The 12,554-nt window shown below is 69.0% G+C and carries 14 protein-coding genes; 5 read left to right on the forward strand and 9 right to left on the reverse strand.

Going from position 1 to position 12,554, the window contains the following annotated elements; translation table 11 throughout:
- Positions 1-201 precede the first annotated feature (201 nt).
- The gene (locus tag EV640_RS01280; protein WP_051500967.1) at positions 202-912 is read left to right on the forward strand and encodes a GerMN domain-containing protein; all 711 of its coding nucleotides are present in this window, start codon (positions 202-204) and stop codon (positions 910-912) included.
- On the opposite strand, the gene EV640_RS01285 is transcribed toward EV640_RS01280, so the two are convergent.
- From EV640_RS01285 to hisC, 4 genes are all read right to left on the reverse strand, one after another.
- On the reverse strand, positions 909-2,414 hold the full coding sequence (locus EV640_RS01285) for a dihydrolipoamide acetyltransferase family protein (RefSeq protein WP_133725549.1): 1,506 nt from the start codon (positions 2,412-2,414) through the stop codon (positions 909-911). The genes EV640_RS01280 and EV640_RS01285 overlap by 4 nt on opposite strands.
- A gap of 2 nt (positions 2,415-2,416) precedes the next feature.
- Positions 2,417-3,412: an alpha-ketoacid dehydrogenase subunit beta gene (locus EV640_RS01290; protein WP_133725550.1), complete on the reverse strand. Its 996-nt coding sequence runs from the start codon at positions 3,410-3,412 to the stop codon at positions 2,417-2,419.
- Positions 3,409-4,545 carry a thiamine pyrophosphate-dependent dehydrogenase E1 component subunit alpha gene (locus tag EV640_RS01295; RefSeq protein ID WP_243832180.1) on the reverse strand — a complete coding sequence of 379 codons (1,137 nt, stop codon included), beginning with the start codon at positions 4,543-4,545 and terminating at the stop codon, positions 3,409-3,411. Before EV640_RS01295 ends, EV640_RS01290 begins: the two co-directional genes overlap by 4 nt.
- A 77-nt stretch (positions 4,546-4,622) precedes the next feature.
- Complete coding sequence (gene hisC, locus EV640_RS01300; RefSeq protein ID WP_133725551.1) at positions 4,623-5,729, reverse strand: histidinol-phosphate transaminase; 1,107 nt, start codon at positions 5,727-5,729, stop codon at positions 4,623-4,625.
- A 1-nt stretch (position 5,730) separates the two neighbouring features.
- Here hisC and EV640_RS01305 point away from each other — a divergent pair, with 1 nt between their 5' ends.
- On the forward strand, positions 5,731-6,120 hold the full coding sequence (locus EV640_RS01305) for a phage holin family protein (protein WP_036474479.1): 390 nt from the start codon (positions 5,731-5,733) through the stop codon (positions 6,118-6,120).
- Here the strand turns inward: EV640_RS01305 and EV640_RS01310 are convergent.
- Positions 6,076-7,581: an alpha/beta hydrolase family protein gene (locus tag EV640_RS01310; protein ID WP_133725552.1), complete on the reverse strand. Its 1,506-nt coding sequence runs from the start codon at positions 7,579-7,581 to the stop codon at positions 6,076-6,078. The two genes, EV640_RS01305 and EV640_RS01310, sit on opposite strands and share 45 nt — an antisense overlap.
- A gap of 6 nt (positions 7,582-7,587) precedes the next feature.
- A complete protein-coding gene (locus EV640_RS01315) occupies positions 7,588-8,118 on the reverse strand; it encodes a hypothetical protein (protein ID WP_036474482.1) in 531 nt (176 codons plus the stop codon).
- Between the two features lie 194 nt (positions 8,119-8,312).
- Here EV640_RS01315 and purB point away from each other — a divergent pair, with 194 nt between their 5' ends.
- From purB to EV640_RS01330, 3 genes are all read left to right on the forward strand, one after another.
- Entirely contained in the window at positions 8,313-9,758 is a 1,446-nt protein-coding gene (gene purB / locus EV640_RS01320; protein ID WP_133725553.1) for an adenylosuccinate lyase, read from the forward strand.
- Positions 9,759-9,765: 7 nt separating this feature from the next.
- Positions 9,766-10,398 carry a sugar O-acetyltransferase gene (locus EV640_RS01325; protein ID WP_133725554.1) on the forward strand — a complete coding sequence of 211 codons (633 nt, stop codon included), beginning with the start codon at positions 9,766-9,768 and terminating at the stop codon, positions 10,396-10,398.
- Positions 10,399-10,519: 121 nt separating this feature from the next.
- Positions 10,520-10,930, forward strand: a complete 411-nt coding sequence (locus EV640_RS01330; RefSeq protein ID WP_036474483.1) for a VOC family protein — start codon at positions 10,520-10,522, stop codon at positions 10,928-10,930.
- 65 nt (positions 10,931-10,995) lie between these two features.
- Here the strand turns inward: EV640_RS01330 and EV640_RS01335 are convergent, their stop codons facing one another.
- Genes EV640_RS01335 through EV640_RS01345 form a run of 3 tightly spaced genes read right to left on the reverse strand, consistent with a single transcriptional unit; the run spans position 10,996 to position 12,554 of the window.
- Positions 10,996-11,862: a prenyltransferase gene (locus EV640_RS01335; RefSeq protein WP_133725555.1), complete on the reverse strand. Its 867-nt coding sequence runs from the start codon at positions 11,860-11,862 to the stop codon at positions 10,996-10,998.
- A complete protein-coding gene (locus EV640_RS01340; RefSeq protein WP_133725556.1) occupies positions 11,859-12,197 on the reverse strand; it encodes a lycopene cyclase domain-containing protein in 339 nt (112 codons plus the stop codon). Before EV640_RS01340 ends, EV640_RS01335 begins: the two co-directional genes overlap by 4 nt.
- Entirely contained in the window at positions 12,198-12,554 is a 357-nt protein-coding gene (locus tag EV640_RS01345; protein WP_133725557.1) for a lycopene cyclase domain-containing protein, read from the reverse strand.

The following is a 12,554-nucleotide window of genomic DNA, read 5'->3' on the forward strand; positions in this document are numbered from 1 at the left end:
TTTCCTCAAACCACACCGCGGGTGGAAGGCGACCCCCGTCACCGCGCCTTCCACCCGCAGGGGCCCGGGGTATGCGACCCCGGGCCTGCCGCCCCGGACCCGCCGCTCCAGGCCTGCCGCTCAGCCCGTTCATGGCATCCGAGCCGCTCCTCAGAGGGCCGCGGATTCGGTCTGCGCGGGTGCAGCTCCTATTCTGGTGCCATGACCCTGACCTCCCGGCGCCATGCACATGCGCGGCTCAGCGCCGGCTGCCTCGGGCTCGCGATGCTGATCGTCGGCTGCGGCTCTCCAGATCCGGGTCCGGAGGAGCCGGAGGAGCCGAGCAACGCGATCCCGCAGCCCGAGATTGAAGGGGACGATTCGGTGCGACTTCCGCTGGCCATGGTGAGCCCCGACGGGCAGGCTCAGGCGGCTCCACTGGGCGGGAATGGCACCCTGGAGGACGAACAGGCCCCTGGCAGCCCGGTGGAGGAGACCTCCGAGGGCGCCGTGGCGCAGGAGATCGAGATCGCCAGGACCGCGCCCTTCGGCTGCGACGACACCGTCTCGGTGGTCCGATCCGTGCCGATGGTCACCGAGGACCCCGCGACGGCGGCCCTGGAGTTCCTGATCGATGACCAGCTCTCCTCCCACGGCTCACCGGCGTTCCTGAACCCGCTCGCCGCCTCCGAGGATCTCAGCGTGGACTCGGTGGAGGTTGAAGGCGATCTGGTGCGCGTGGCCCTGAGCGGCGAGCCGGTCAGCGAGGGGGAATGTCAGTCCTGGCAGATCCTGACCCAGATCGAGACCACGGCCAGAGTCGCGACCGGGGCCAGCTCCAGCGAGGTCACCGTGGACGCGGAGCCGCTGGCCGAGCTGTTCGGGCTTCCGGCGGACCGGGAGCCCCTGGAGATCGTGGAGATCACCCGCTAGTCGATCAGCAGGCCTGGCTGCTCCATGACCGCGGCGACGTCAGAGATGAACCGACCGGCGAGATCGCCGTCGATCAGCCGATGATCGAAGGAACCGCCGATCACCATGACATCGCGCGGCACGATCTGTCCCTCCACGACCCAGGGCTTCTTCCGCACCGCGCCGAGCGCCACGATCGAGGCCTGGCCCGGGGGGAGGATCGGGGTTCCGCTGTCCAGCCCCAGGCTGCCGATGTTGGTGATCGAGACGGTGCCGCCCTGCATCTCCCCCGGAGTGGTCCGGCCTTCGCGGGCGTCGCTGGTCAGCTGGGTCAGCGCCGCGGCCAGGCCGCGGGTGTTGAAGGCATGGGCCTCGTGGATCACCGGCACCACCAGCCCACGCGGGGTCGCGGCGGCGACCCCGAGGTTCAGGTAGTTCCGCAAGGTGTAGTGCGTGTCATGCCAGGTGGCGTTGACCTGCGGATTGCGTCGCGCCGCCCAGATGATCGCCTTGGCCGCGAAGAGCATCGGGGACACGCTGAGCCCTGCGTAGGAGGGGTCGTTCTTCAGCACCTGGCGCAGCTCCATGGTGCGGGTGACATCGACCTCCTTGAACACCGAGACATGCGGCACGGTGGTCGCCGAGGCGGTCACGTTGCGCGCAGTGGCCTTGCGCACGCCACGGACCTGGATGTTCTCCTCGCGGGGCCCGTCATAGAGCAGGCCCGCCTCCTCCGGGGTGGTCTTGCGCCGCGCTGGAGCAGGCGCCCCGGGGGCGGGGACCTGGCCGGAGGCGCGCTGTTCCAGCTTCTGCTTCGCCTGACGCTCCACGTCGTCCCGGGTGATCTGCCCGTTGCGTCCGGAGCCGACGAGCTCCCAGACGGCGACGCCGAGCCGCTTGGCCAGGGCCCGCACCGGAGGGCTGGCCCTGGCGACGATGTCGGCGATGTCGGTGTAGCCGCCGCCGGCGGGTGCCGGGGCCGCGATATCGAGGCCCTCCAGGTCCACCAGGTCAGGAGCGGTGGACCGGGTGCGTGTGCGGCGCACGGCGGAGTCCGCCTTGGGGCCGGAGCCGACCAGGGCCTCGTTCTGCGCAGGGCTCTCCGTGGCCTCCCGGGCGGCGGAGCCTCGATCGGCGCCCTCGCGCTTCTGGGCGGCGGACTTCTTCGCCCGGCCCGAGCGTGAGCGGCCCGGCTTCTCCTCGGCGACGGGCGGCTCGGCGGGCTCCTGCGTCACGGGCTCGGAAGTCGCCTCCGGGGCGGAACCGGCGTCTGGCGTCGCTTCGCCCTCGGCGGCGATCCGGATCAGCGGCGCCCCCACCTCGAGCGTCTCGCCCTCTGCGGCAAGCAGCTCAGTGACCACGCCGGCGAAGGGCACCGGCAGCTCGACCAGCGATTTGGCGGTCTCGATCTCGACCACGATGTCGTTGACCTCGACGGTCGCACCCACGGTGGTGCGCCAGGTGACGACCTCGGCCTCGGTCAGGCCCTCGCCGACGTCGGGAAGGTTGAAGGTCTCAGCCATGCTCAGGCACTCCTCTGGTAGCTGAAGCTGCGGTCCACGGCTTCGAGCATCCGATCGATGTCCGGAAGGTACCGGTGCTCTTGGGCTGACGGTGGATACGGCATATGGAATCCGCCCACGCGCAGCACCGGGGCCAGCAGCCGGTGGTGCGCCCGTTCGGCGACCCGTGCGGCGATCTCGCCGCCGATTCCGCCGAAGGTCGGCGCCTCGTGGGCGACGATGAGCCGCTGGGTCTTCGCCGCGGAGCGCGCGATGGTCTCGTCGTCGAGCGGGCTGATCGAGCGAATGTCCACCACTTCGATGCTGCGGCTCTCGGCACGGGCGGCCTCGGCGGCGGCCAGCGCCACCGGAACCAGCGGGCCGTAGGTGGCGATGGTGGCGTCGGTGCCCTCGCGGAGGACCTGGGCGCGGAACGCGTCCGGCGCCGGGTTCTGGAGGTCGACCTTCCCCTTGAGCCAGTAGCGGCGCTTCGGCTCGAGGATGATCACCGGGTCATCGCTGACGATCGCCTGGCGGGTCATCCAGTAGGCGTCCTGCGGGTTCGAAGGGGCCAGGATGCGCAGTCCGGCGGTGTGCGCGAAGAGCGCCTCGGGGGATTCGGAATGGTGCTCGATCGACCCGATGTGCCCGCCGTAGGGCAGTCGGATCGTCACCGGGACCTTCACCCGGCCGTCGGTGCGGTTGTGCATCTTGGCCAGCTGGGTGGTGATCTGGTTGAACGCCGGGAAGACGAAGCCGTCGAACTGGATCTCGGCCACCGGCCGGTAGCCGCGCATCGCCATGCCGATGCTGGTCCCGACGATGCCGGACTCCGCCAGCGGGGAGTCGATCACCCGGTGGGTGCCGAACTCGGCCTGCAGCCCCTCGGTGACCCGGAAGACTCCGCCGAGCGCGCCGATGTCCTCGCCGATGAGCAGCGTCTTCTGGTCGGCGGCGAGCTCATCGCGCAGGGCCGCGGTGATCGCCTTGGCCATGACCATCTCTTTGATCGCGCTCATCCTGCGGTGCCCGCCTCCGTCTGCTCTTCCGCGAATCCTGCTTCGTAGTCCTTCAGCCAGGCCTTCTCGGTCTCCACCTGGCGGTGCGGCTCCGAGTACACGGTGTCAAAGACCCGGTCCAGGTCGATCGGCTCCATGGCCAGCACGGACTTGCGCATGTCCGCGGCGAGGTCCTTGTACTCGGCGTCGACCTCGGCGAAGAAGTCCTCATCAGCGTGGCCTGCGGAGCTGAGCCAGGAGCGGTAGCGCTGGATCGGGTCGCGGCCCTTCCAGAGCTCCTCCTCCTCGGAGCTGCGGTACTTGGTGGGGTCATCGGCGGTGGTGTGGGCGCCCATCCGGTAGGTGACGGACTCGATGAGCTTGGGCCCGTTGCCGGCCCGGATCTCACCGGAGAGCTTGGCCGCCACGGCGTAGCTGGCGAGCACATCGTTGCCGTCGACCCGCACGCCTTCGAACCCGTAGCCCTTGGCGCGGTTGACCAGCGGCCCGCGGGACTGAGTGCGGGTGGGCACCGAGATCGCCCAGTGGTTGTTCTGGATGAAGTAGAGCAGCGGCAGCTCATAGGAGGCGGCGAAGACCATGGATTCGTGGGCGTCGCCCTGGCTGGTGGCACCGTCGCCGATGCAGGCCACGACGATCTCATCCTCGGCCCGGTCCCGGGGCACGCTCTCCGTCCGCAGGTCCTGGTTGATGCCCATGGCCCAGCCGGCGGCGTGCAGGGTCTGCGCGGCCAGCACCAGGGTGTAGACGTGGAAGTTGTGCTCGCGCGGGTCCCAGCCGGTGTGCCGGGTGGCCCGGAACATGGTCAGCAGCTCCTCGGGGGAGATTCCGCGGTAGAGCGCCATGGCGTGCTCGCGGTAGGTGGGGAACACCATGTCGGAGGACTTGATCGCCGCGATGGTGCCCACCTGGGCGGCCTCCTGGCCCAGCGCCGGCGCCCAGAGCGCAAGCTGCCCCTGGCGCTGCAGCGAGGTGGCCTCGGCGTCGAGCCTGCGCTCCATCGCCATATAGCGATAGAGCTCGCGCAGCTTCTCCGCGCTCAGCTCCGCGATGAACGGGCTGTAGACCTCGTTCTCGGCGAGCTTCCCCTCCGGGGTGAGCAGCTGGACGGGCTGCACCTCTTCTGGCTCCACAGTGTGATCCTCTCCGACGGCACCGCTGATCGACGCCCTGCGAGCAGGACGGCCATCGCTTATTGTGTCAGCTCGACTCAGGCTGGGAATCTGTAGGTCCGGCACAACTCGATGAACCGATCATTGGCCTCGACCTCACCGATCGTGACCCGCACACCCTCACCGTTGAAGCCACGGACCGCCAGCGCCTGGAGCCCGGCCGCCTCGGCGAAGGCGGCGGTCTGCTCCTTCAGCGGAAGCCAGACGAAGTTGCCCTGGGCCTCGGGGATCGTCCAGCCGGCCTCGGTCAGCGCCGCAGTGACCCGTTCGCGCTCGGCGACCAGGGAGTCCACCCGCTCAAGGACCTGATCGAGATGTTCCAGCGAGGCCAGCGCCGCGACTTCGGCCACGGTGGACACGCTGAAGGGTGCCGCGACCACCCGCAGGTGGCGGGTGATCTCCGCGCCGGCGATCGAGTAGCCGACGCGCAGGGCAGCCAGGCCGTGCGCCTTCGAGAAGGTCCGCAGAACCGCCACATTGGGGTGCTTCCGGTACAGCGCAAGCGCGTCCAGCGGATCCTCGGTGCGGACGAACTCCTGGTAGGCCTCATCGATGACCACGACGACGTCGCCGGGGACCTTGGCCAGGAACGCCTCGACCTCGCGGTGCCGCAGCGCCGGGCCGGTGGGGTTGTTCGGGGTGCACAGCATCAGCACCTTGGTCTTCTCGGTGATCGCTGCGAGCATCGCCTCAAGGTCGTGTCGCCCGTCTTCGAGCACCGGTACCGTGACGTCCTTCGCGCCGGCGGTGCGCACCACGATCGGGTAGGCCTCAAAGGAGCGCCAGGCGTAGATGACCTCGTCCTGGCTGCCGTCGCTGTTGGATCCGGCGAAGGCGTTGATGATCTGGGTCAGCGCCCCGAGGCTGCCGGTGCCGGCGACGATGTCTTCCACCGGGACGTCCAGGAGCTTCGCGAGCCCGGCGCGCAGGTTCTCGGCGTTGGGGTGGGGGTAGCGGTGCAGCGTGTCCACTGCGGCCATCGCTCGAGCCACCTCGGGGACCGGCCCCAGGGGATTCTCGTTGGAAGAGAGCTTATACGGCGTGAGTCCTTCGGCCGCCTGCGGCGGCTTGCCTGCGGCATAGGCGGGCAGAAGGCTGACGCTTTCCCGTGGGGTGATCGACCCGGCGCGTGAGAACATAGTCATCGTGAGAATCCTACTGGCAATTATTCTGAATGCCCTGGCCCTCGCCGCAGCGGCCTTTCTCGTTCCCGGCATCTACATGGATGGCGCCGAACAGGGCACCGGGGCGACGATCCTCGCCTTCCTCTTCGTGGGAGCCGTCTTCGGTCTGGTCAATGTAGTCATCAAGCCGATCATCTCGCTGCTCTCACTGCCGATCACCTGCCTGACCCTGGGCCTGTTCGCCGTGGTCATCAATGCGGGCATGCTGGTGCTCACCGCCTGGCTGACCTCCTGGACCCCGGTGCACTTCGTGGTCGAGGACTTCTTCTGGAGCGCAGTGCTGGGGTCGATCGTGGTGGCCCTGGTCTCAGCGCTGCTCAACCGTTTCATCCTGCGCCCGCTCGAAACCTGATCCGCCTCCCGCAGGGAGCTGATCCAGGCCTCCGGCCAGCTCCGCGATGACCTCCTCGAGCTCGTCCACCCCCTTGGAGTCCCATTCGGTGGAATAGACCGTGGCCCCGTGGTCTCCACGCAGCGAGTCGTTGAGCTCCGCGAGGTGGACGCGCTGACCCGCATCCAGGTGTTGTGACTCCTGGGCCTCGAGGATCCGGATGGCCTCGATGTTGTGCGCGTAGTCGTGGCTGGCGCCGAAGACTCCCCGGGGTTCGGCCTGCGGGTCCTGATGCTCATAGGTGATCTGGACCCGATCCGCCGAGAGCTCGCTCGATGCGCCCAGCAGCTTCGGGACCGGGTCATTGGCGTCCTGGAAGCTGGTGGTCCTGATCCCGGGCAGCGTCGGGCCTTCTCGCGCCGGGGCCGCCACGGTGGCGACCTGCGAGATCCGGTATTTGCTGGCCAGCCTGCCGCCGGCGGCGATGTTGCGCGCATGCAGCCCACCCAGGGAGTACCCGGTGATGACCAGCTCGTCCCCTGGCTGGGCCCCGGAGTCCTGCAGCGCCTGATCGATCACCTCCTGCAGGTGTGCCGAACCATTGGTTCCGGCGTCCAGCAGGCTGTTGAGTCCGCGCCCCGCGCTCAGATCCAGCTCCCCCTGTGCCAGATCTTCCCGGTCGATGTCCTGAAGACCCTCGGGAAGCTCCAGGCCTGGGAGGTGGATGAGGTGTCGGGCGGGCGCCCCGGGCTGGGGTCGGGAGGAGATGCTGAAGTCTCCCAGCTCTGCGACCTCTGCCTGCGCCTGCAGGTGCTCACCGAGCGTGTCCACCTCGGTCGCCGCCAGGGCTCGAGTCTCCCGGCTCAGCCGCTGCCTGCTCCCGCGCGAGATCCGGCGGGCCTTCTCCAGCAGCGACTGATGCACCAGTCCCAAGGCCTCCTGGGAGGACCGCAGCACCGGCTGCTTCCTGGCGAGCAGCTTCAGCAGCAGCGCGAACCCCTGACCCAGGTTCACCAGAGCGGTGCGGCCCCAGGCATCGGCGAGTGCCTTGTCCCCCTGGGGGTCCAGCAGGTGTGGCTGGATCTGCGGATACTGCCCCAGGTGTCTGGCGGCGCCCATCGATTGTCTCAGCAGCGCCTCGGTCTCCCGGTAGCGCCCATGCGCGATGCGCACGGCGCGCGCCGTCTCTCCCATGGCCCAGGCCGCCACCGAGGTCTCGGCCAGGCTGATCCCGAGCTGCGCCCCCAGCAGCGGGATCCTGAAATGCAGCGCGAGCCCGGCGACCGAGCCGAACAGCTCGGCGGTGATGCCGCTGAGCGCGCGGCCCTGCTCCTCCGTGAGGGCCTCGGCGCGGCTCAGGCTCGCGGCCGCGACCTGCAGGCTCTCGAGCACCAGGTTCAGCTCGGTGGGACCTCCGTGGGCCTGCACGGTGTACCTGCGCGGGGCGGGCTCGCCGTAGTGATCCTCGGTGATGACGAACATCAACGCTCACCCCTGTGCCGCCGCCAGGCGGGCCAGCGGAAGCCCGCCGTGGGACTGCACGAACCGCAGAAAGCCCTCGGCGCTCTCCGAGGCCTCTCGCGCGCCGAGCACCAGAGCCCGGGCTGCACGTTCACCGCCGACCGCCGGCACCCCCGCGAGGGCGGCATCCGCGGCGTCCACAACAACCCCTGCCACCGCCCCTGCAGCCACCCCCGCCACGACCCCCGTCGTATCCAGCGCCGCCGCCAGCACCCGCGCCTGATCTGCCTGCTGGCGCAGATCTGCCGCGATGAGCCTGGCGCTGGCCGAGATCTCGAAGATCCTCGACTGCCGACTGCGACATTGCGCAACGTGGTGGAAGGTCACGGCGATGAAGGCCTGGCCGGCGGGCGAATGCCACTGGACCTCCTCGCCTCCGGTCAGGACCGCCTGCACACACTCCTCGGCCCGCTGCGCCACGGCGTCCAGCCGCAGCGCCGCCTGCTCATAGTGCTGCGCGGCCTCATCGAACTGCGCGGCGGCCCGGGAGAAGACCATGGGTGCTCACTCCTTGTTCTGCCAGGGCCGGTTGCGCGGTGATCCGGTGCTGGACCGGCCAGGAACCAGCTGACGATGATCAATCTAGGCACCCGCACCCGGGTGCGCCGGCGGTTCGCGCAGAGGGTGGAGTACCCGGGCGGGCGGCGTCGTCCTCGCCGGTGCTGGGGAAAACTCATGAAAGAATCGAGGCCATGGCCCATTCCATTGATTCCGCTGCGTCCACCGTCTCTCCGACCCGGGTCCGGCTCGCTGACGCGCAGCCGCAGATCGCGCTGGGCGCCCTGGACGGCCGCTACCGCGGCGCGGTGGCGCCGCTGGTGGATCACCTCTCCGAGGCGGCGCTGAACCGGCATCGCATCCATGTGGAGGTCGAATGGTTCATCCACCTCTGCGCCGAGCAGGTGCTTCCCGGGCTCCCCGCGCTCACCGAGGAGCAGGTCAGCGGGCTGCGCGGAATCGTCACCGAATTCGGCACGGCGCAGCTCGAAGAGCTGGGCGCCATCGAGGCGCAGACCCACCATGATGTGAAGGCGGTGGAGTACTTCATCGCGCGCCGGCTCGAGGGGCTGGGGCTGAGCGAGCTCACCCCACTGGTGCACTTCGCCTGCACCAGTGAGGACATCAACAACCTGTCCTATGCGCTGGGGATCCGCGACGCCGTGGCCGAGGTCTGGCTGCCCGCGGCTCGCACCACCCTGGAGGGGCTGGCGACGCTGGCCCAGGACGCCGCCGAGGTGCCGATGCTCTCGCGCACCCACGGACAGCCGGCCACCCCGACCACGCTGGGCAAGGAGGTCGCGGTCTTCGTGCATCGGCTGCGCCGCCAGCTGCGCCGGATCGAGTCTCAGGAGTTCCTGGGCAAGATCAACGGCGCCACCGGCACCTACGCCGCGCACCTGGCCGCGGCCCCCGAGGCCGACTGGCCCGGGCTGGCGCAGCGCTTCGTGGAGAAGCTGGGCCTGACCTTCAACCCGCTGACCACCCAGATCGAGTCCCACGACTACCAGGCCGAGCTCTACGCGGACATGGCCCGGTTCAACCGGATTCTGCACGGGCTCTGCGTGGACGTCTGGAGCTACATCTCCATCGGGTTCTTCCGGCAGATCCCGGTGGCCGGAGCCACCGGCTCCTCCACCATGCCGCACAAGGTCAACCCGATCCGCTTCGAGAACGCCGAGGCCAACCTGGAGATCTCCAATGCGCTGCTCGACGCGCTGGCCTCCACGCTGGTGGAGTCCCGCTGGCAGCGCGATCTCACCGACTCCTCCGGCCAGCGCAACATCGGCACCGCGATGGGCCACTCGGTGCTGGCCCTGAGCAATATGAGCAAGGGGCTCAACCAGCTCGACGTCGCCGCGGAGGTCATCGCGGCGGACCTCGACGCGAACTGGGAGGTCCTCGGCGAGGCGATCCAGACCGTGATGCGCGCCGAGGCGATCGCCGGCGTGGACTCCATGGAGAACCCGTACGAGCGGCTCAAGGAGCTGACCCGCGGCCGCCGGGTGGATGCGGAGAAGCTCAAGGAGTTCGTCACCGGACTCGGACTGAGCAAGGAGGCCGAGGCCCGACTGGCCCAGCTGACCCCCGGCGGGTACACCGGCCTGGCAGCCGCGCTGGCCGAGCAGTTCGGCCGCTAGGCGCCCCATGGGCCACGGATCCCTCGATCACGGAGCCTTCGATCAGGAAGCCTTCGATCACGGGGCCTTCGCCGATGACCACCGGACCCAGTATCAGCGTCTGCGCGACGGGCACTGGTACCGGGCCGATGCGGAGATCCTCGAGCGGGCCTCGGCGGCTCATCGGCTGGCTCACCGCTACAACCAGGCCGCGGCCCAGGGCGAGGAAGACGCTGCCGCCGCGCTGCTGCCACAGCTGATCGGTGAGCTCGGTGACGACGTGGCGATCCGCGCCCCGTTCTCGGTGGACTACGGGTCGCATATCTCCATCGGCGACCGGGTCTTCATCAACACCGGCCTGGTGGCTCTTGACGTCGCCCCCATCCGGATCGGAGCCGACTGCCTGCTGGGGCCCAATGTGCAGCTGCTGACCCCGATCCACCCGGTAGAGCCGGGCCCGCGACAGCAGAAGTGGGAGTCAGCGGAGCCGATCACCCTGGAGGAGAATGTGTGGCTCGGCGGCGGCGTCATCGTCTGCCCCGGAGTCACCATCGGTCGCAACGCCGTGATCGGAGCAGGCGCCGTGGTGACCCGCGATATTCCTGCGAACTCCGTGGCCGTGGGCAACCCCGCGCGGGTCATCCGGCAGTGCGAGAGCTGAAGCACCGCGGAAGCCGGTCTGGCCGCGAAGCTGCGGTCGCCGGGCGCCCAGGTCTTCCCCCGCGCTCGATCCCAGGTCAGAATGGCGAGGTCCCGCTGAGATCGACCACGGAAGGCTCACCATGACCATCGGCCTGACCCCCTACCTGCAGTTTCCCGGAACCGCCCGCCAAGCGCTGGAGTACTACCACACGGTCTTCGGCGGCGAGGTCGGGATGATGACCTACGCCGAGGGCATGGGCGCCGAGGATGAGACCAAGGACCTGATCATGCACGGGTCGCTGTTTCTCGATCGGGGCATCCACATGATGGCGGCCGACGCGCCTCCAGGCATGTCCAGCGTGCTGGGCACGGTGTCGCTGAGCAACAGCGGAGCCGACGACGCCGAGCATAGAACCCTGGTGCAGTGGTGGGAGAAGCTCTCCGAGGGCGCGCAGATCACCGAGCCGCTGGCCAAGTCACCCTGGGGCGACAGCTTCGGGATGCTCACCGACAAGTTCGGGGTCCCCTGGATGGTCAACGCGTCGCACTGAGCGGCGTCACGGCGCGCAGCTCCCCAGGGTGCAGAATCAACGCGCGCAGCACCCCGCGTGCAGCCTCACCAGATCCAGAACAGCATCAGGGTGGCCAGGAGACCGCAGCCGTAGTTCAGCCAGATGAACCGTCGCCAGGAGGAGTTCACCGCGGCGGAGGTCTCGTCGGTCACCTTGAACCAGGGCAGCGAGATGGCGATGTAGGGGATCACCAGCAGCGCGGCCAGCGGGGTGGGCCAGTGACCCAGGAGCAGCAGCGCCCCCGCTGCGGCCCACAGCAGCACCGCCATCCGCACGGTGGAGCGGGACCCGATCGCGGTGGCCACCGAGGAGATCCCGGCCTCACGGTCCGGCACCACATCCTGGACCGCGCCGAAGGCGTGGGCGGCCATCCCCCAGAGGAAGAAGGCGCCCAGGATGATCATCACCGTGGGCCCGGGAGTGAAGCCGAACCGGTCATGAGCCAGCGCGAACCCGACCACGGCGGGGCTGACGAAGTGGGTGCTGGAGGTCAGCGAGTCAAGGAACGGGCGTTCCTTGAAGCGCAGCCCCTTCACCGAGTAGGCGGCGACTGCGAACAGGCTCACCAGCATCGCCACCCAGGTGGCGGGGCCGCCGCCGAGCATCAGCAGCAGCGCCGGCGGCACCGTGCTCAGCACCGAGATCCACAGCACGGGCGCGTGCAGCGAGGGATGCAGCAGCGCACCCTCGATGCCGCCCTTACGCGGATTACGCAGGTCGGATTCGTAGTCGAAGACATCGTTGATCCCGTACATCGCCACGTTGTAGGGCACCAGGAAGAACAGCGCGCCGAGCAGGAGCACCCAGTCGATCTCCCGCACGGCGAAGAGATACGCGGCGGCGAAGGGAAAAGCGGTGTTGATCCAGCTGAAGGGACGCGAGGAGAGCAGAAGCTGACGGATAAGGCTCAATCAGTCACCCGCTCGGCGACGGGCTCAGCACCGCGGCCGGGCTCCGTGGGCCGGCGCCGGCGCAGCAGGTGCCAGGCGGCAGGCAGCAGCAGCACCCCGGCCAGCGAATAGCTGAAGTCCTCCAGCGGCGCGAGGCCCAGGTAGAGGCCCATCAGGTGCTCGTGGCCGTAGCGCACGATGTCCAGCCCGATGATCACATTGTCGAAGACCGCGGTGAGACTCAGCAGCACCACGGTGCTCAGCGCCACCGCACCCCAATGGATGCTTGCGCGCAGCAGCACCGCGGAAAGCACCGCGGGGACCATGAAGGCCAGGCTCAGCCAGAGGTACGCCATCTAGGAACCCCCTGCAGCACGTGCGCCCGAACGGGCCCGCTGGCTCCTGTGCCGCAGCAGCTTCGCGGCCCCGGTGTAGAGGATCATGGTGCACAGGCTCAAGAACGCCAGGAACACCGGTTCCTCCAGCGGCATCTCAGGCCCGAGCACGACGCCGGTGAGGTAGCGGCTCTCACCCATCAGGAAGATCCCCAGCCCGATCCCGGCGAAGTCCCAGAGCAGGAAGAAGACGACGCCGAGCAGGGTCACCGCCGCGGCCACACTCGGGTCAGCGAAGAAGAAGAGCCGGAAGCGCCGATCGATGAGCAGCATGCAGCAGGCCGCCAGCAGCAGCCCGGCGAGATACAGGAAAGACAC

Source organism: Nesterenkonia aurantiaca (assembly GCF_004364585.1).
In the GTDB taxonomy this organism is placed as follows: domain Bacteria; phylum Actinomycetota; class Actinomycetes; order Actinomycetales; family Micrococcaceae; genus Nesterenkonia; species Nesterenkonia aurantiaca.